At 75.1% G+C, this 16,843-nt stretch carries 16 protein-coding genes and 1 pseudogene; 5 read left to right on the top strand and 12 right to left on the bottom strand.

Annotation, left to right across the window (positions count from 1 at the left end):
- Positions 1 to 90: 90 nt before the first annotated feature.
- Positions 91 to 486: a ChaB family protein gene (locus tag ACFV4N_RS27230; protein ID WP_499675442.1), complete on the bottom strand. Its 396-nt coding sequence runs from the start codon at positions 484 to 486 to the stop codon at positions 91 to 93.
- Between the two features lie 51 nt (positions 487 to 537).
- Between ACFV4N_RS27230 and ACFV4N_RS27225 the strand changes: the two genes are divergently transcribed.
- Positions 538 to 1,908, top strand: coding sequence for an aldehyde dehydrogenase family protein (locus tag ACFV4N_RS27225; protein WP_499675441.1), 1,371 nt, complete (start codon positions 538 to 540; stop codon positions 1,906 to 1,908).
- Here ACFV4N_RS27225 and ACFV4N_RS27220 read toward each other — a convergent pair.
- The gene (locus ACFV4N_RS27220; protein ID WP_499675440.1) at positions 1,905 to 2,507 is read right to left on the bottom strand and encodes a response regulator transcription factor; all 603 of its coding nucleotides are present in this window, start codon (positions 2,505 to 2,507) and stop codon (positions 1,905 to 1,907) included. The genes ACFV4N_RS27225 and ACFV4N_RS27220 overlap by 4 nt on opposite strands.
- Positions 2,504 to 3,640 carry a sensor histidine kinase gene (locus ACFV4N_RS27215; RefSeq protein ID WP_499675439.1) on the bottom strand — a complete coding sequence of 379 codons (1,137 nt, stop codon included), beginning with the start codon at positions 3,638 to 3,640 and terminating at the stop codon, positions 2,504 to 2,506. Before ACFV4N_RS27215 ends, ACFV4N_RS27220 begins: the two co-directional genes overlap by 4 nt.
- Before the next feature lie 109 nt (positions 3,641 to 3,749).
- Between ACFV4N_RS27215 and ACFV4N_RS27210 the strand changes: the two genes are divergently transcribed.
- Together ACFV4N_RS27210 and ACFV4N_RS27205 are read left to right on the top strand one after the other, a co-directional pair.
- A complete protein-coding gene (locus ACFV4N_RS27210) occupies positions 3,750 to 4,670 on the top strand; it encodes an ABC transporter ATP-binding protein (RefSeq protein ID WP_499675438.1) in 921 nt (306 codons plus the stop codon).
- On the top strand, positions 4,667 to 5,368 hold the full coding sequence (locus ACFV4N_RS27205; protein ID WP_499675437.1) for an ABC transporter permease: 702 nt from the start codon (positions 4,667 to 4,669) through the stop codon (positions 5,366 to 5,368). The genes ACFV4N_RS27210 and ACFV4N_RS27205 overlap by 4 nt, the downstream gene beginning before the upstream one ends.
- Positions 5,369 to 5,419: 51 nt before the next feature.
- Here the strand turns inward: ACFV4N_RS27205 and ACFV4N_RS27200 are convergent, their stop codons facing one another.
- From ACFV4N_RS27200 to ACFV4N_RS27175, 6 genes are all read right to left on the bottom strand, one after another.
- Positions 5,420 to 6,703, bottom strand: coding sequence for a UDP-glucose dehydrogenase family protein (locus ACFV4N_RS27200; protein WP_499675436.1), 1,284 nt, complete (start codon positions 6,701 to 6,703; stop codon positions 5,420 to 5,422).
- On the bottom strand, positions 6,661 to 7,557 hold the full coding sequence (locus tag ACFV4N_RS27195; protein WP_499675435.1) for a glycosyltransferase family 9 protein: 897 nt from the start codon (positions 7,555 to 7,557) through the stop codon (positions 6,661 to 6,663). The genes ACFV4N_RS27200 and ACFV4N_RS27195 overlap by 43 nt, the downstream gene beginning before the upstream one ends.
- Positions 7,554 to 8,576, bottom strand: a complete 1,023-nt coding sequence (locus ACFV4N_RS27190) for a glycosyltransferase family 2 protein (protein ID WP_499675434.1) — start codon at positions 8,574 to 8,576, stop codon at positions 7,554 to 7,556. Before ACFV4N_RS27190 ends, ACFV4N_RS27195 begins: the two co-directional genes overlap by 4 nt.
- Entirely contained in the window at positions 8,573 to 10,186 is a 1,614-nt protein-coding gene (locus ACFV4N_RS27185; protein ID WP_499675433.1) for a carbamoyltransferase family protein, read from the bottom strand. Before ACFV4N_RS27185 ends, ACFV4N_RS27190 begins: the two co-directional genes overlap by 4 nt.
- 41 nt (positions 10,187 to 10,227) lie before the next feature.
- On the bottom strand, positions 10,228 to 11,154 hold the full coding sequence (locus ACFV4N_RS27180; RefSeq protein ID WP_499675432.1) for a UDP-glucuronic acid decarboxylase family protein: 927 nt from the start codon (positions 11,152 to 11,154) through the stop codon (positions 10,228 to 10,230).
- Positions 11,155 to 11,330: 176 nt separating this feature from the next.
- Entirely contained in the window at positions 11,331 to 11,810 is a 480-nt protein-coding gene (locus tag ACFV4N_RS27175) for a winged helix-turn-helix domain-containing protein (RefSeq protein WP_499675431.1), read from the bottom strand.
- 101 nt (positions 11,811 to 11,911) lie between these two features.
- On the opposite strand from ACFV4N_RS27175, the pseudogene ACFV4N_RS27170 reads away from it, so the two are divergent.
- Positions 11,912 to 12,732, top strand: a pseudogene (locus ACFV4N_RS27170) (aldo/keto reductase).
- Positions 12,733 to 12,741: 9 nt separating this feature from the next.
- Here ACFV4N_RS27170 and ACFV4N_RS27165 read toward each other — a convergent pair.
- Positions 12,742 to 13,251 carry a DUF2087 domain-containing protein gene (locus ACFV4N_RS27165; protein ID WP_499675430.1) on the bottom strand — a complete coding sequence of 170 codons (510 nt, stop codon included), beginning with the start codon at positions 13,249 to 13,251 and terminating at the stop codon, positions 12,742 to 12,744.
- Between the two features lie 62 nt (positions 13,252 to 13,313).
- On the opposite strand from ACFV4N_RS27165, the gene ACFV4N_RS27160 reads away from it, so the two are divergent.
- Positions 13,314 to 14,111 carry an anthrax toxin-like adenylyl cyclase domain-containing protein gene (locus ACFV4N_RS27160; RefSeq protein ID WP_499675429.1) on the top strand — a complete coding sequence of 266 codons (798 nt, stop codon included), beginning with the start codon at positions 13,314 to 13,316 and terminating at the stop codon, positions 14,109 to 14,111.
- Positions 14,112 to 14,769: 658 nt separating this feature from the next.
- On the opposite strand, the gene ACFV4N_RS27155 is transcribed toward ACFV4N_RS27160, so the two are convergent.
- Positions 14,770 to 15,906, bottom strand: a complete 1,137-nt coding sequence (locus tag ACFV4N_RS27155; RefSeq protein ID WP_499675428.1) for an ABC transporter substrate-binding protein — start codon at positions 15,904 to 15,906, stop codon at positions 14,770 to 14,772.
- Positions 15,907 to 16,077: 171 nt separating this feature from the next.
- On the bottom strand, positions 16,078 to 16,245 hold the full coding sequence (locus tag ACFV4N_RS27150; protein ID WP_499675427.1) for a hypothetical protein: 168 nt from the start codon (positions 16,243 to 16,245) through the stop codon (positions 16,078 to 16,080).
- Positions 16,246 to 16,843: the final 598 nt, after the last annotated feature.

The following is a 16,843-nucleotide window of genomic DNA, read 5'->3' as shown; positions in this document are numbered from 1 at the left end:
TGGTCCGCCACTGCTCATCGCTCAACTCGTGCCTGCGGATCACGACCCAAGATCAAAGCAGACCAACCGCACCCGCTTTGAGGACAGGCCCTAGGACCGCGCCTTGGCGGTCTTGCGGTTGTTGGCCTTCTGGATGGCCTTCAGGAGCTGGTCCTTGCTCATCGTGGACCGGCCCGCGATGTCCAGCCTCTTCGCCAGGTCGTACAGGTGCTGCTTGCTCGCGTTGGCGTCCACGCCGCCCGCGGTCTTGCCGGGCTTGGGGGTGCTGCGCGCGGCCTGCGCGTCCGAGGGCCCCTTCTGCTCCTTCGGTTCCCAGTGGTCGCCGACCTTCTCGAAGGAGTGCTTCAACGCCGCGAACGCCGTGCGGTGCGCCCGCTGGCCCTCGCCGTAGGTCTCCACCGCCGAGTCGTGGGCCTTGATCCAGGTCCGCTGGGCCTTCTTCGGCGAGCGGGCGATCGTGCTGGGCAACTCCTTGGCTCCGGGCATGGCTCCTCCTCGCACGTGGTTTCACCTGCACCGCCCGGGTACCCGAACCCCATGACCGACATGCGCGCCCCCGTGGAAGTCCAGCCGCCGCTCGACGGAACCGTGATCGACCTGCTGCCGCACGCCACCGAGGAAGAGGTGGCGGGCGCCGTGCGGACCGCGCGCGAGGCGCTGGCCGGGTGGGCGGCCACGCCGGCGGGGGAGCGGGGCGCGGCGCTGCGGGCCGCGGCCGACGAGGTGCGCGCGCACGCCGACGAGCTGGCCGCCGCGGTGGAGTCGGAGACCGGCCGCCCGTTCGACTCGGCCCGCGAGGGCGTGCTGGCCGCGGTGTCCACACTGGAGCAGTACGCCGAGCTGGGACCGGTGCACCGGGGGCGGTCGCTGCTCGGCTCGCCCGGCGCGGCGGACTTCATGGTGCCCGAGCCGCGTGGCGTGGTGGTGGCGCTCACCCCGTGGAACGACCCGGTGGCGGTGGCGTGCGGCCTGCTCGGCGCGGCCCTGGTCACCGGCAACACCGCGGTGCACAAGCCCAGTGAGCGCTGCCCGCGCACGGGCGTGCTGCTCGGCGGTCTCCTGGCCGGGCACTTCCCGCCGGGCGTGCTCCAGACCCTGTCCGGCGACGGCGAGGTGGGCGCGGCGCTGGCCGCGTCGGCGCACGTGGACGTGGTCGCGCACGTCGGCGGCACGGCCACCGGCCGCTCCATCGCCCGCGCCTGCGCGCTCACCGGCGCCAAGGCGCTGCTGGAGAACGGCGGCAACGACCCGCTGGTCGTGGACGCGGACGTGGACCCGGTGTGGGCCGCCGGGCAGGCCGCGACGGGCGCGTTCACCAACGCCGGCCAGCTGTGCACCTCGGTGGAGCGGATCTTCGTGCACGAGGCGGTCGCGGAGGGGTTCCTGGCCGCCCTGTGCGAGCAGGCCCGGCGGTGGACCGCGAACGCCCAGCCGCTGGTGGACCGGCGGATGCGGGACCACGTGCACGCGCACGTGGCCGAGGCGGTGGCCGACGGCGCGGAGCTGCTGGTCGGCGGCGAGGTGCCGGAGGGCGAGGGCGCGTTCTACCCGGCGACGGTGCTGACCCGCTGCACGCCCGGGATGCGGGTGATGCGGGAGGAGACGTTCGGGCCGGTCGCCCCGGTGCGGGTGGTGGCCTCGTTCGAGGAGGGCCTGGCGGAGGCGTGCGCGGACGAGCACGGCCTGGCCGCGACCGTGCTGACCGGGTCGATGGCCAACGCCCAGCGGGCGTGGCGGGAGCTGCCCGTGGGCACGGTGAAGGTCAACGCGGTGTTCGGCGGCGCGCCGGGCGGGGCGGCGCACCCGCGCCGGGCCTCCGGCACCGGGTTCGGCTACGGGCCCGAGCTGCTCGACGAGCTGACCGCGGTGAAGGTGGTGCACCTGGGCCAGGCCGAGGTGCGGCGCTAGATCCAGCCCTCCTCCCAGGCCAGGCGCGCGGCCTCGTAGCGGGTGCTCACCCCGAGCTTGGTCATCGCCGAGGACAGGTAGTTGCGGACGGTGCCCGCGGCCAGGTGGGCGTCGCGGGCGATGACGGCGACCGTGCCGCCGCCCAGGGCGTGCCGCAGCACGTCCAGCTCCCGCGCGGTCAGCGGGCACGCGCCCTCGGTGAGCGCGGCGGCGGCGATCTCGGAGTCCACGTACCGGCTGCCCGCGTGCACGTCCCGCAGGATCGACGCGAGCCGGGCGGCGGGCGTGGTCTTGGGCACGAACCCGCGCACGCCCGCGCTCAGCGCCCGCCGCAGCACGCCGGGCCGGGCGTGCCGGGTCACGATGACCACCGACACCCCGGCCAGGTCGCGCACCGCCTCGGCGGCCAGCACGCCGTCCCGGCGCGGCATCTCCAGGTCGAACACGGCGATGTCCGGCCGGTGCCGGCGCACCGCGGCCATGGCGGCGTCGCCGTCGCTGACCTGGTCGACCACGGTGATGTCGTCCTCCAGCTCCAGCAGCGCCGCCAGCGCGCCCCGGATCAGGTCCTCGTCGTCGGCGAGCACGACCCGGTTCACCGCCCCACCGCCGCGTGCCCGACCAGCTCGAACCCGGCCGCCCCGGCCCGGCCGGCCTCCACGCGCCCGCCGACCGCGGCGAACCGCTCCCGCAGCCCGGCGAGCCCGGCGCCCGCGTCGTCGGCGGCGCGGGCGCCGTCCGGCCGCACGCCGTCGTTGACCACCCGCACGCTGACCCGGCCGCCGTCCACGGTGATGGCCACGTCGCAGTGCCGCGCCCGGCTGTGCCGCAACACGTTCGTGGTGCCCTCCCGGACCAGCGCGCCGAACAGGGGCTGCAACAGCGGCGGCACGTCCGCCGCGTCGCCGTCCACCGCGGTCTCGATGCCCGCCGCGCGCAGCACGCCCACCGCGTTGGTGATCTCGGTGTTCAGGCTCGCCCGCCGGTAGCCCTGCACGACCTCGCGGGTCTCGCGCAGCGCCGTGCGGGCCAGCTCGGCGACCTCGGCGGCGTGCCGCCGGGCCAGCTCGTCGTCCCGGCCGATCAGCCGCTCCGCCAGCTCGCCCTTGAGCGCGATGGCCTGGAGGTGGTGGCCCTGGACGTCGTGCAGGTCGGCGGCGAACCTGAGCCGCTCCTCGGCGACGGCCAGCGCCCGCTCGGTCCCGCGCGCCCGCTCCTGCTGGAGCGCGATGTCCCACATCCACAGCTGCGCCAGGTCCGCCAGCACCAGCGAGGTGACCATGATGAGCGCCAGGATCGCCGAGGGCCACGCCTCGTGGCCGAACAGCAGGCCGGTGCCCACCGTGAGCGCGCCGCCGACGAGCGCCACCGGCCACCGGTACCTCGCGGGCAGCGTCGCCGCCACGTGCGCCAGCACCAGGGCGGGCAGCGCGGCCCAGACCGGGGTGAACCCGCCGCTGTGCGCCATGACGCCCCACGCCGCGAGGGCCGCCGCGAACGTCGCCGCGTGCTCCAGCGGCCGGTGCTCGCCGCGGCCGAGCCCGGCCATCGCGTGGCGCATGTAGCGGACGTGCTGCACGACCACGACCGCCACGACCGCACCCACCAGCAGCGACTTGAGCGGCCCGTACCGGTGGACGACGAGGTCCAGCGCGCCGCCGAGGGCGACGGTGGTCCCGCCCGCCACCACCGTCCACCACGTGTAGCCCCGCAGCCTGCGCAAATCGGTCACGGGGTGGAATCTACGAGCCCGGGTCCCACGGTGTCTGCTGACATCTGTCACAACGACCGGTGAGCGCCGGCACTACAGGGCCGCGCGCGGCGGCGACAGCATGGTGGCCATGAGGAACCCGGTGATCGACGTGAAGGGCCTGAGGTGCCGGTACGGCGACTTCGAGGCCGTGCGAGGGGTGGACTTCGAGGTCGCCGAGGGCGAGCTGTTCGCCCTGCTGGGCACCAACGGGGCGGGCAAGACCACGACCATGGAGACGCTGGAGGGGCTGCGGCCGGCGGACGCGGGCGCGGTGCGGGTGCTGGGCGCTGACCCGTGGCGCGAGCGGGCGGCGCTGCGGCCCCGCACCGGGATCATGCTCCAGGAGAGCGGCTTCCCGGCGGACCTGTCCGCGGGGGAGGTGGTGACCCTGTGGACCGCGACGAGCGGCCGGCGCGCCACCGAGGACGTGCTGGAGCGCCTGGACCTGGCGCACCGGCGCGACGTGCGGGTCAAGCAGCTCTCCGGCGGCGAGCGCCGCCGACTGGACCTGGCGCTGGCCGTGCTGGGGCGGCCCGAGCTGCTGTTCCTCGACGAGCCGACGACCGGCCTGGACCCGGAGTCGCGGCAGCGCACGTGGGAGGTGGTGCGCGGGCTGCTGCGCGACGGCACGACCATCGTGCTGACCACCCACTACCTGGAGGAAGCCGAATCGCTGGCCCACCGGCTGGCGATCATGCACGAGGGGGTGGTGGCGGTGTCCGGGACGCTGGAGGACGTGCTGGCCGAGCAGCCGGCGCGGATCTCGTTCGACCTGCCGGGCCGGCTGGGGGTGGACGCGCTGCCGATGCTGGCGGGCGACGTCGTGCACGAGCCGTCGGGGCGGGTCGAGGTGCGCACGCGGGAGCTCCAGGAGGACCTGGCGGTGCTGCTGGCGTGGGCGGGCGCGGCGGACGTGCGGCTCGGGCGCGTCCGGGCGCACCACGCGTCGCTGGAGGACGTCTTCCACGCGGCCCGGTCGCGCTCGTTCACCGCGGCGGTGGCCGCGTGATCGCTGCCCTGGGCGTGGCCGAGCTGAAGCTCCTGCTGCGCAACCGCACCGCCGCCGCGCTGGCCGTGCTCATGCCGCTGGGCGCGGGCCTGTTCTTCGCGACGAACGTGGAGGGCTCCGACGGCTGGCCGATGGTCATCGCCCTCCAGCTGCTGTTCGGGTTCGGCTTCTCGGTCTACGTGACCGTGACGACCGCCCTGACCGCCCGCCGCCAGGACCTGTACCTGAAGCGGCTGCGCACCGGCGCGGCGTCGGACGCCGTGGTGCTGACCGGGGTCCTGCTGCCGGTGGTGCTGCTGGGCCTGGCGCAGTCGCTGGTGCTGCTGGGCATCAGCCTGGCGGCGGGCGCGCCGGCGCCCGAGCGCCCGGAGCTGGTGCTGCTCGCGCTGGTCGGCGGCACCGCCATGACCTGCGCCGCCGGGGTCGCCACCAGCGGCCTGACCGGCACCGCCGAGCTGGCCCAGATCACCACGGCGCCGTTCTTCTTCGCCATGGTGGCCGGGGTGCTGCCCGCCCTGGGCCCGGACCCGGACCCGCGACTGCTGCTCCTGCCGGGCAGCGGACTGGGCGTGCTGGTGCGGGAGGCGTGGGGTGGCGGCGGCGGGCAGCTCGGCCTGGCGGCGCTGTCGCTGGCCGGCTGGACCGCCGTCGGGATCGCCCTGTCGGTCCGGTTCTTCCGCTGGGACCGGCGCGGCTGACGGGAGCGGCGCGGCTGGGGAGCGGCGCGGCTGGGGGAGCGGCGCGGCGGTTCAGGCCGCCGCCCGCCGCCCCAGGCCGACCAGGTGGAAGCCCGCCTCCGCGACCTTGTCCACCGGCAGCAGGTTGCGGGTGTCGACGATGACCCGCCGGCGCACCGAGTCGGCCAGCGCGGGCCAGTCCAGCTCCGCGAACTCGGGCCACTCGGTCAGCACCAGCAGCCCGTCGGCGCCCCGCGCCACCTCCTCGGCCGAGCCCAGCACCCGCACCGGCCCGCAGTCCCGCCGCACGCACGGGTCGTAGCCGACCAGCCGCGCGCCCTCCTCGGCCAGCAGCGCCGCCACCGCCAGGGCGGGCGAGTCGCGCAGGTCGTCCGTCCCGGCCTTGAACGTCAGCCCCAGCAGCCCCAGGCAGGCGCCGCGCAGGGGACCGATCGCCGAGCGCGCCAGGTCCACCACGCGCCGCGCCTGGTGGCCGTTCGTGCCGATGGTCGCCCGCAGCAGCGGGAAGTCCACGCGCGCCCGCTCGGCGGCGGACAGCAGCGCCCGGGTGTCCTTCGGGAAGCATGAGCCGCCCCAGCCGGGCCCGGGTTCCAGGAACGCCGCGCCGATCCGGTCGTCCAGCGACATGCCCTCGGTCACGTCCGAGATGTCCCCGCCGACCCGTTCGCACAGCTCGGCGAGGCTGTTGACGTAGGACAGCTTCATCGCCAGGAAGCAGTTGCTGGCGTACTTCACCAGCTCCGCGCTCGTGCTGTCGGTGACCACCGCCGGCGCGCCCGTGCCCTCGTAGAGGCCGACCACGCGCCGCGCGGCGTCCTCGCCGCCGGCGGACGCGCCGACCACGACCCGCTGGGGCCGCAGGAAGTCGTCCACGGCGTGGCCCTCGCGCAGGAACTCGGGGTTGGACACGACGCCCACGTCGTCGCGGCCCAGCAGCCCGACCACCTCCTCGGCGGTCCCGGGCGGCACCGTGGACTTGAGCACCACCGCGCACCCCGGCCGCACCGCGTCCCGCGCCTCGCGCAGCACCGCGTGCACGGCGGACAGGTCGGCCGCGCCGTCCGCGCCGGTCGGCGTGGGCACGCACAGGAACACGAAGTCCACGCCGGACAGCGCCTCGCCGTTGCCGAGCACGAAGCGCAAGCGCTTGCCCCGGACGCCCTCCTCGACCAGTTCGGGCAGGCCCGGCTCGTGCGCGACCACCTCGGCCCGCGACAGCGACTCGACCTTGGCCGGCTCCACGTCCGCGCACACCACGTGGTGCCCCAGGCACGCGAAGCACGCCGCCGTGGTCAACCCGACATAGCCCGCGCCGATGACGCCGATCCTGGCCACGGTCCACCTCCCAACAGCGCTCGTGCGGCCGCCAGCACCTCGCCGACGCCGATCTCCAGCAGGCCGGGGTCCGGCTCGTCGGCGAACGTGTCGCCGGTCCGGCCGCGCCACAGCACCACGTGGGGCCCCGCCGTGCGCGGTCCCCAGTCGGCGGGCGACACCGGCCCGAACAGCACCACCGACGGCGTGCCGTGCGCGGTGGCGACGTGGGCCACGCCCGTGTCGCCGCACACCACCAGCCGCGCGCCGGCCACCAGGTCCAGCAGGCCGCCCAGGTCGCCGGTGCGGGTGCGCCCGCCCCGCGCCACCTCCCGCACCAGCGGCTCCTCGGCGGGGCTGCCGGTGACCACCACGTCCGGTCCCAGGGCCGCCGCGACCTCGGCGAACCGCTCGGCGGGCCAGCGGCGGGCGCCGTGGCTCGCGCCGGGGTGCACCACGATCGCGCCGTTGCCGGGCCGGGGCGGCAGGCGCAGGTCGTCGGGGTCGCACGCGATGCCGAACTGCGCCAGCAGCCGGCACCACCGCACCACCTCGTGCTGCCGCTCGACCCAGGGCACGTGCGCGCCGTGCGTGATGAGCCGGCGCGGCCGGGTGGCGCGCAGCAGCTCGACGCTCCGCGGCCCGCGCCCGTGCAGGTTGACCGCGAGGTCCGGCGCCGCGCAGTCGATCGGCTCCAGGCCCTCGGTGGGCAGCAGCCGGTCGACCGCGTCGATCCGCGCCACCGCGTCGGCCAGCCAGGCGGGCGCGGCCAGGACCAGCTCCGCGCCGGGCTCGGCGCGGCGCAGCCCCCGCAGCGCCGGCACGGCCGTGAGCAGGTCGCCCAGGCCGAGCGCGCGCAGCACCAGGACCCTCACCGCCGCACCACCGCCGGCCGCGCGGCGTGCGGGTCGATCACGTCGGCGGCCCTCGGCGGCCGCACGCGGCGGTGGCGCACCTCGCCGAGCAGCCGGTGCAGGCACGCGGCGGGCGGGATGACGGCGCTGGTCACCAGCATCTTCACCACCTCCTCGCGGGTGCGGGGCCCGGGCGCGATGCGGTCGGCGGCGAACTTCGCGGTCAGCGCCGCCCACGCGCCGCCGAGCAGCAGCGCCGCCTTCCGCGCCCCGAGCAGCGCGGCCGGCACGGCCAGCACGGCGGCCGCGGTGGTCGCCGCGTGCCAGGGCAGCCTGGTGGGCGCGCCGCCGAACTCCTCGCGCCAGCCGCGCCCGAACAGGCGGCGCACCAGCGCGTCGTCGGCGTTGCCGCGCTGCTGCCGCACGCTGACGAAGAAGTCGGCCTCCCGCACCGGGTGGGTGGTCACGCGGTCGCCGGTGACCACCCGGTACCCGTGCCGCTGGACGCGCAGCGCCAGCTCGGTGTCCTCGCGGTAGGCGCGGGGGAAGCGCTCGTCGAACCCGCCGCAGCGCACCAGCGCCGCCCGCCGGTAGGCCATGTCCGCGGTGATCCACCTCGCGGACGCCAGCCCGGCCGTGTTGCGCTCCCAGTCGGTCGGCGCCCGGTCGGCGGGCAGCGGCACGGTGATCCGCGCCTGCGACGCGCCCACCTCCAGGCCCAGCCACTCCAGGTCGGCGACCAGCCGGGCCTTCCAGTCCGGCGGCGGCACCACGTCGTCGTCGAGGAACACCACCCACTCGCAGCACGCGGCGCGCCACCCGGCGTTGCGCGCGGCCGCGGGGCCCCGGCCGCCGGTGCGCAGCACGCGCGCCGCGTGCGTCGCGGGCAGCGGGCCCGGGTCCCGCCGGTCGTCCACCACGATCACCTCGCGCGGCGGCGGCCCGGAGCCGCGCTCCAGCGCGTCCAGCACCACGCCCAGGCTCGCCCGGCCCACGGTGGGGACGACCACCGCGTAGTCGACGTTCGGGCCGCCGCTCATCGCCGCACCACGAACCGGCCGATCGCGAGCAGGTCCACCGGCGCCGAGCCGAAGCACTCCAGCGCGTCGCGCGGGTCGTCGACCATGGGCCGTCCGGCGGTGTTCAGGCTCGTGTTCACCACCACCGGCAGGCCGGTGCGCTTCTCGAACTCGCCGAGCACGCGCGCCACCAGCGGCTCGTCGGCCGGGTCCACGGTCTGGGCGCGGGCGGTGCCGTCCACGTGCACCACGGCCGGGATGCGGTCGCGCCACTCGGGTTTCACGTCGTGCACGAACAGCATGTAAGGGCTGGGGAACGGCCCGCGCTCGAACAGCTCGGGCGCGCGGTCGGCCAGCACCATCGGCGCGATCGGCCGGAACTGCTCGCGGCCCTTGACCTCGTTGAGCCGGGCCAGGTTTTCCTGCTTGCCCGGGTGGGCCATCAGCGAGCGGCGGCCCAGCGCGCGCGGGCCGTACTCGCTGCGGCCCTGGAACCACGCCACCACCTGGTCGTCGGCCAGCGCCTCGGCCACCGCGACCGCCACGTCCTCGGGCTCCTCGTAGGCGACCTTCGCGTTGTCCAGGTACTCCCGGACCTGCTCGTCGGTCCACGAGCGGCCCAGGTCCGCGCCCGGCATCGCGGCGGCCGGCTCGCCCGCGTCGGCGACCACGGTCAGCGCCGCGCCGAGCGCGGTGCCCGCGTCGCCGGCGGCCGGCTGCACCCAGACCTCCTCGAACGGGCCCTCCGCGAAGATCCGGGTGTTCGCCACGCAGTTCAGCGCCACGCCGCCCGCCATGGTCAGCCGCTTGTGCCCGGTGCGCTCGTGCAGCCACCGGACCAGGTCCAGCAGCACCTCCTCCAGCCGCACCTGCACGCTCGCCGCCAACTCGGCGTGCTCCCGGGTCATCTCCTCGTGCGGCTCGCGCTTCTTGGCCAGGGTCGCCCAGTCCAGCGGCACGACCGCGAACCCGCCGTCCCCGGTCGCGTGGATGTGCTCGCGCATCAGGTCCAGGTGGCGGGGCTCGGCGTAGGAGGCGAGCGCCATCACCTTGTACTCGTCGCTGGAGCGCAGGAAGCCCAGGTGCTCGGTCAGGTCCTCGTAGAGCAGGCCGAGGGAGTGGGGCAGGTGCTGCGCGGCCAGCGTCTCCAGCCGGTGGTCGCGGTAGCTGCCCGCCAGGTGCGAGCGGCACTCGCCGCGGCCGTCGTTGACCAGCACGGCGCAGTCGCCGCCGTACGGCGCGGCCAGGCCCGCGGACGCCGCGTGCGCCACGTGGTGCGGCACGAACCGCACGATCGCCGGGTCCAAGCCGGGCAGCGCGGTGGCCAGGAAGTACGGTGCGCGGCGGGCGTACTCGGTGCGCAGGTCCTCCCACGGCACGTCGCTGGGCTCCACCAGGTCCGGGTCGTAGGAGTAGGCGACGGCGTCCAGGTCGGCCGGTGTCAGCCCCGCCTGCTCCAGGCACCAGCGAGCGGCCAGCTCGGGCTGCTCCCACGCCGAGAACGGCACCGGCCGCTTGCCGTGCTTGCGCCGGGAGAAGCGCTCCTCCTCCGCGGCCGCGACGACCCTCCCGTCGACCACGAGGGCCGCGGCGGGGTCGTGGAAGATCGCGTTGATGCCGAGCACGCGCACGGCGTTCCCCTTTCGCTCCTGTGTGGACCGGCCTGGGCCGGTCACCCGACGGGATGGCGGTCGAACGACCGCCGCAGCCCCTCGGCCAAGGTGATCCCGGGCTGCCAACCCAGCAGGTCACGGGCCCGCGAGATGTCCGGCCGGCGCCGCCGCGGGTCGTCGGTCATGGCGTCGACGTGCTCGATCACCGACGAGCTGCCGGTGAACTCGACGACCCTGCGGGCGACCTCCAGCACGGTGACCTCCTCGGGGTTGCCCAGGTTCACCGGGCCGAGGTGGCCGCTGTCCGCCATCGCCAGCAGGCCGCGCACCAGGTCGTCGACGTGGCACAGCGACCGGGTCTGCAGCCCGTCGCCGTGCACGGTCAGCGGCTCGCCGGCGAGGGCCTGGCGCAGGAACGTCGGCACCATCCGGCCGTCGTCCGGGCGCATCCGCGAGCCGTAGGTGTTGAAGATCCGCACGATGCCCGCGTCCACGCCGTACTCGCGGCTGAACGCGCACGTCAACGCCTCGCCGTAGCGCTTGGCCTCGTCGTAGACGCTGCGCGGGCCGATCGGGTTGACGTTGCCCCAGTACGTCTCGCGCTGCGGGTGCTCCAGCGGGTCGCCGTAGACCTCGCTGGTGGAGGCGACGACGACGCGGGCGCCGTGGGCGCGGGCCAGCTCCAGCGCGTGCTGGGTGCCCAGCGCGCCGGTCCTCAGCGTCTCGACCGGCATCCGCAGGTAGTCCACCGGCGACGCCGGGCACGCCAGGTGCAGCACCAGGTCGACCGGGCCGGGCACGTCGAGCGGTTCGCACACGTCCGCGACGACCACGTCCAACCGCGGGTCGTCGGGCAGGTTGGCGGGTGAGCCGGTGCGGAAGTCGTCCACGCACACCACCCGCGCGCCGCGCGCCAGCAGCGCCTCGCACACGTGCGAACCCAGGAAACCGGCGCCGCCGGTCACCACCGCTCTTTCGAAGCCCATGAAAGTGAGCTACCCGCGAAGTGCGGGTGTAACCACCGCTTACCCGGGTAGCACCCGCCGGTGTCCGGAAAGGCGGTGGTGGGCGCGACGCGTGAACTGGTCACCGGCCGGGGCGACCCCGACGCGGTGCCACCCCGCCGACCGGCCGGTCACCCGGTGACGGCGAGTCCGGTCGGCTAACCGGCCAGGGCGTCCCGCTCCACCACCACGTCCGACGAGCCGTCCACCCGGTAGCCCACCCCGCGCACGGTCGTGATGAACGACGCGGCGTCACCGAGCTTGCGGCGCAGCCGCCGCACGTGCACGTCCACCGTGCGCGTGTCGACGGTGCTCGTCCCGCCCCACACGCTGTTCATCAGCGACGCCCGCCGGTGCACCTGCCTGGGGTGCGTGCACAGGTGGTGGAGCAGGTCGAACTCCAGCCGCGTCAGCTCCACCGGCCGACCGCGGTGCAGCACGCGCCGCGAGTCGACCAGGACGCGCAGCTCGGGTTCCGCCCGCCGGTGCAGCTCGCGCACCGGCAGCTCGACCACCACGTCCGACTCCGGCAGGGCCAGCGCGGACCGCAGCGCCTCGGCGAACCGCTGCGCCCCGTCCACCACCTGGGACGGGGGTGCGGACAAGCGGATGGCGATCGTCACCTCGACGTTCGTCACACCAGGGAATGCGCTCACAGGAGTGATCCGACCAGCGCGAACGGTCCCGGGTCAACGGCTCCCGGCACGTGGAAGCCCTTGACAAGGTGCATCATGGCAACATGACGAGGAGCACCACCCTGAACAACGGCGTGACCCTGCCGCAGCTCGGCTTCGGCGTCTTCCAGGTGTCCACTGAGGACACGCACGCCGCCGTCACCGAGGCCCTGAGGTCGGCTACCGCAGCATCGACACCGCCGCCGCCTACGGCAACGAGGAACCCGTCGGGCGCGCCATCGCCGACTCCGGCATCCCGCGCGACGAGATCTTCGTGACCACCAAGCTGTGGAACTCCGACCAGGGCTACGACGAGGCGCTGCGCGCGTTCGACACCAGCATGGCCAAGCTCGGCCTCGACCAGCTCGACCTGTACCTCATCCACTGGCCCGCGCCCAAGCAGGACCGCTACGTCGACAGCTGGCGCGCCCTGGGCAAGCTGCGCGCCGACGGCCGCGTCCGCGCCATCGGCGTGTCCAACTTCCAGCCCGCCCACCTGGAGCGCGTCGTCGACGCCACCGGCGAGGTGCCCGCGTTGAACCAGGTGGAGCTGCACCCGTGGCTCCAGCAGGAGGAACTGCGCGCCTTCCACCGGGCGCACGGCATCGTCACCGAGGCGTGGAGCCCGCTGGCCCAGGGCGGCGAGCTGCTCGCCGACCCGACGATCACCGCCATCGCCGACAAGCACGGCCGCACGCCCGCCCAGGTGGTCCTGCGCTGGCACGTGCAGCTGGACAACGTGGTCATCCCCAAGTCGGTGACGCCGAGCCGCATCGCGGAGAACTTCGGCATCTTCGACTTCGAGCTGGACCAGGAGGACCTGGACCGCATCGCCGGCCTCGACCGCGGCCGGCGCATCGGCCCGGACCCCGACACGTTCGGCTGACCGACCCCGCTACACCTCGACCGGGCCGCCCGAGCGCCAGTACTCGCCGCCGGCCCGGTCGAGCAACCCCTCGTCGACCAGGTACCGGCGCACCGTCACGTGGTCGACCTCGCCGCCCTCGCACCACACCTCGAGCACCGCCACCACCTCCTTCTCGGCGTAACGCCGCCCCGGCTCGAACGCGGTGCTCACCTGCTCCAGCACCGCCCGCCTGCGCGCGCGCTGCGCCGGGAGCCGCACCAGCCGCCCGCCGCGGACGAACGGGTCCTCCCGCACCCGGTCCGCCCGCCCGACCCGGGCGGCCTCCTCGAACAGCTCCTCGCGCACCCGCAGCCCCGACGCGTCGGTCACCACCAGCCCCGCGGTCCGCAGCCTGCGCAGCGCGTTCTCCACGCTCCGGGTGTCCAACCGGGTCGCGTCGACGACGTCCGCGCCCGTGCGCGCGCCCAGCACGAGGGCCGCCACCACCCGCAACCGCTCCGGTTCGGCCAACAGCCCGAGCAAAGAATCAGGGGTCACGGGCAGAGCTAACCCCAACCGCGCCGCTGGTGCACCCGGGTTGAGGGCGGACCTTAATACCCGTGCGCACTGATCTCCTCTTTCCCCTGGCCTCGGTGGAGCCCGTCTTCGGCATGCCCACCGAGCACGCCCGCAAGTTCCAGCAGGTGGCCGCGGAGCAGGACCTGGTCATCGACGTGCGGGCCACGAACCCGCACGCGGTGGCGTGGTTGCGCGCGGGCGCGCTGCCCAAACCGGAGGCCGTCAAGGCCAAGACCATCGACGACCTCGACGTCCGCCTGGGCGCGTCGGCGGGCCAACGCGGCCTGGTCGGCTACTTCCCGCCCGCGTTACCCGGGCACGACCTCAGCGACCGCCTGCTGCGGCGCTACGACCAGCGGCGGGTCGAGTTCGACTCGCTGCGCGAGAAGATGACCGCGTTCGAGCGGCGGGGCGAGTACGTGGTGCGGAACGGCGTCGTCCACGGCTACGACCGCCGCGGCGCGCTGCGCCCCCTGACCGGCGACCACGACGTGTTCGACATCCACGCCTCGGGAGGGCGGGCGCTGAGCGAGCGCCGCTACGACCGGGCGGTGGCCACCATGATGTCGATGGACATGGGGGTCACCCACGGCGCCCACATGTACTGGCGACCCACGACCACGGCGGATCGGGCGATGTTCGAGTCGATCGCCCGCAGCCACGACCCCAAGCTGCGCTTCCACCCGGACGGCACGATGACCGCCGGGGACTACCGCCGCTTGAACGCGGGGATGAGGACGATCACGAGGCCGGCCACCGCCGCCCGGCCGTACGCCAAGGTCTCCAGGGTCGGCAGACCGAGGGGGCCGGTGTCGTCCGCGTCGGCGATGAACAGCTGACCGTAGAGCAGGAGCAGGCCGACGCCGTAGAAGCGGGCGTGGTGGTGGCGCCACGCGAGCAGGAGGCCCGCCGTGCCGGTGCAGATGTACAAGGTGTGGTTCGTGCCCTCGGCCATCGGGAGGAAGGGGACCGACGCCATGACGATCTGGAGCACGCCGACCACGAGCGCGAGCAGCTGGGCCCGGCTGAACCGCCGGGTGCCGGCTGCGTTGCCGTCGCGCGCGAGAGCTGTGTTCCGCATGAGGCCGGACTACCCGGAGCAACCGGAATCATCCCTGGTCCGGGCGGTGTCCCACTGTGGGGCTGCCTGGCGTTACCTGAAGGGGTGAGGGGCTGTGCGGGATGCGTGACCAAGGCAGGGCGCGGACCCCACCACACCCACGCCCGAGCCCACCACGCCCCGCACCCCCTCCCGCCGCACCCCGTCCACCCGCCGCGCCGGGTCCACTCGGCCCAGCCCGGCCCGGTCCGCCCAGCCAAACCGCTCAGCCCAGCAAGTCCCGTCCGACCCGATCCGACTCAGCCCGGCACCGCTCGGCCTGCCTTGCCCAGCCGCCAGCCCGGCCTGGTCCGGCCTGGTTCGACCCGGCCCGCGCCGCGCCCGACCCACCTCAGCGCCCGGCCCACCTCAGCGCCCGACCTACCCCAGCAGCCGGCCTACCCCAGCAGCCGACCCACCTCGGCGCCCGCCCCGGTCGCCGCCTCGGCCGGTTCACGTCGGCCGCCCAGCACGTCCGCCACCGCGGTGCTGATCACCGCCGAGATCTCCGAGTACCTCGGCCCGTACGCGGTCCGGCCGCGGGCGGTGGGCAGTTGGCCCGCGAAACCCGCCAGGTTCGGGTCCCACTGCCAGGCGAGGTCGTCGACCGTGTCGGTGCGGTTGGGCAGCGCCCCCAGGCCGCCGCCGAACTCGGTGGCGTTGTCCCGCGTCTCGGCCAGCCACGTGAGCAGGTCCCAGGCCTGGTCGACGTGACCGCTGCCCCGACCCACCACCCACGTCTCGCCGCCCAGGGGCGCGGCCGTGCCCGCTTCGCCCCGGGGCAGCGCCGCCGCCGCCCAGTCCAGGCCGGCCTGGTTGAACACCGGGATCGAGCCGGGGTCGGCGATGACCATGGCGCACCGCCCGTCCGCGAACCGCCGCGCGGCCTCGTCCGCGGTCGACCCGCGGGCGGCCGCGGGCTCGCCGACGTCGCCGGCCAGGTCGCGGAGGTAGGAGAGGGCGTCGACACCTCCCCGCTCGCCGAGGTCCGCCACGTCGCCGCCCGCCTGCCACAGGAACGGCAGGAACGTCGTGGTCAGGTCCTCGCCCTCGCCCGGGAAGCACAGCCCCGCCCGGTCGCCCCCGGTCAGCCCGCGGGCCGTGGCGCGCAGGTCCGCCCAGGTGGCGGGCGGTCCGGCCACGCCCTCGCGCTCGAACACCCCCCGGTCGTAGACCAGCGCCGTCGTGGTGCTGCGCAGCGGGACGCCGTAGAACCGGCCCTCGTGGGTGGCGCTCTCGCGCACCGGGTCCAGGAACCGGTCGGTCAACTGCCACCCGGCGAAGCGGTCGGTGAGGTCGGCCAGCGCGCCCTGGTCCGCGAGCCGGGGCAGGTCCGGTGAGTCGACGGCCGCGATGTCGGGGAACGTGCCGGAGGTGGTCGCCTCGACGATCTCGGCCCGGAACTCGTCGGGGGACATCGACCTGCGCTCGACCCGCACCTCCGGGTGTTCCTGCTGGTAACGCGCCAGCAGGTGGTCCACGGCCTGGTCGGCCATGGGGGAGTGGTTGTAGTGGTCCCACCAGGTGAGGGTCACCTGGTCAGGCGTAGTGGGCTGCCCCCCGGTGCAGGCCGTCACAGCCAGCACCGTCGCCGCTGTGAGCAGTGCTCGTACACGCATTCCGCTCCACCCTTCGGGGTAGGCGCCCTGGTCTACGGACTCCAGTCGTCCTACTCCGCCGCGTGAGGCGGTGTCAAGATCGTTGGTTCAGACCTTTGGCTTCTTGCGCGGGCGCTCCCGGGGTGCGCGTTCGGCACGACCCGGTGGCGCGGCGTCCGGGGTCGGGTCCGCGGGCGGCGCGGCGGGCTCGCCCGGCTCGGTGTCGGCGGCGAGGTAGGTGGCGGCCAGCTCGTCGTAGATCGGTGTTGAGCTCATTCTCCGGATCCTGTCCGGCCACCGGTTCCGGCGCTGCACTTCTCACTCCTGTGGGTTACGTTTTTGGCCGAATCAGGCCGCAGAAGTGCGGAGACGGCGTTCCGGGCCTCTGTGGACGAACGGATCTCGCCAGGTCCACGGGGCGGAACGCCGGTCCTCGGGGCGGACCACCCAAGAAATTCCAATGGGTCGGTTTGGCCCCCCGTAACAGGGGTAACCAGCCCCACGATGAGGGCGTAGGCGGCCGCCGCCCCCCAAGGCCGCCTGACAAGTCCCGGCCGGGCCCCCTCCCCCCCCAGGGGTCCGGCCGGGCACCTCATCCGTTCCTGTCGACGGGCGCGGGGCGAGACCCCGACGAAGCCCGCCCGCGGATCACGCCCGGTCGCACCCGCGGATCACGCCCGGTCCCGCCCGTGGATCACGCCCAGTCGCGAATCGACTCACCACCAGGTGACGAATGGCCGCACCGGCCAGGTGACGGACGGCCGCGGGCCGCCCCCCGGAACCCGGGGCGGCGGGCGGGCCCGCCTCCGCGAGCCCGCAGCCACCGCCCCCCCCCGCGCACGACCCCGCCCCCCCCCGGGGGGGGCGCACCCCC

This window comes from Actinosynnema sp. NPDC059797, from assembly GCF_042732085.1.
GTDB lineage: Bacteria > Actinomycetota > Actinomycetes > Mycobacteriales > Pseudonocardiaceae > Actinosynnema.
Note: the sequence above shows the minus strand (reverse complement) of the source record. Positions and strands in the feature narration are given on the sequence as shown.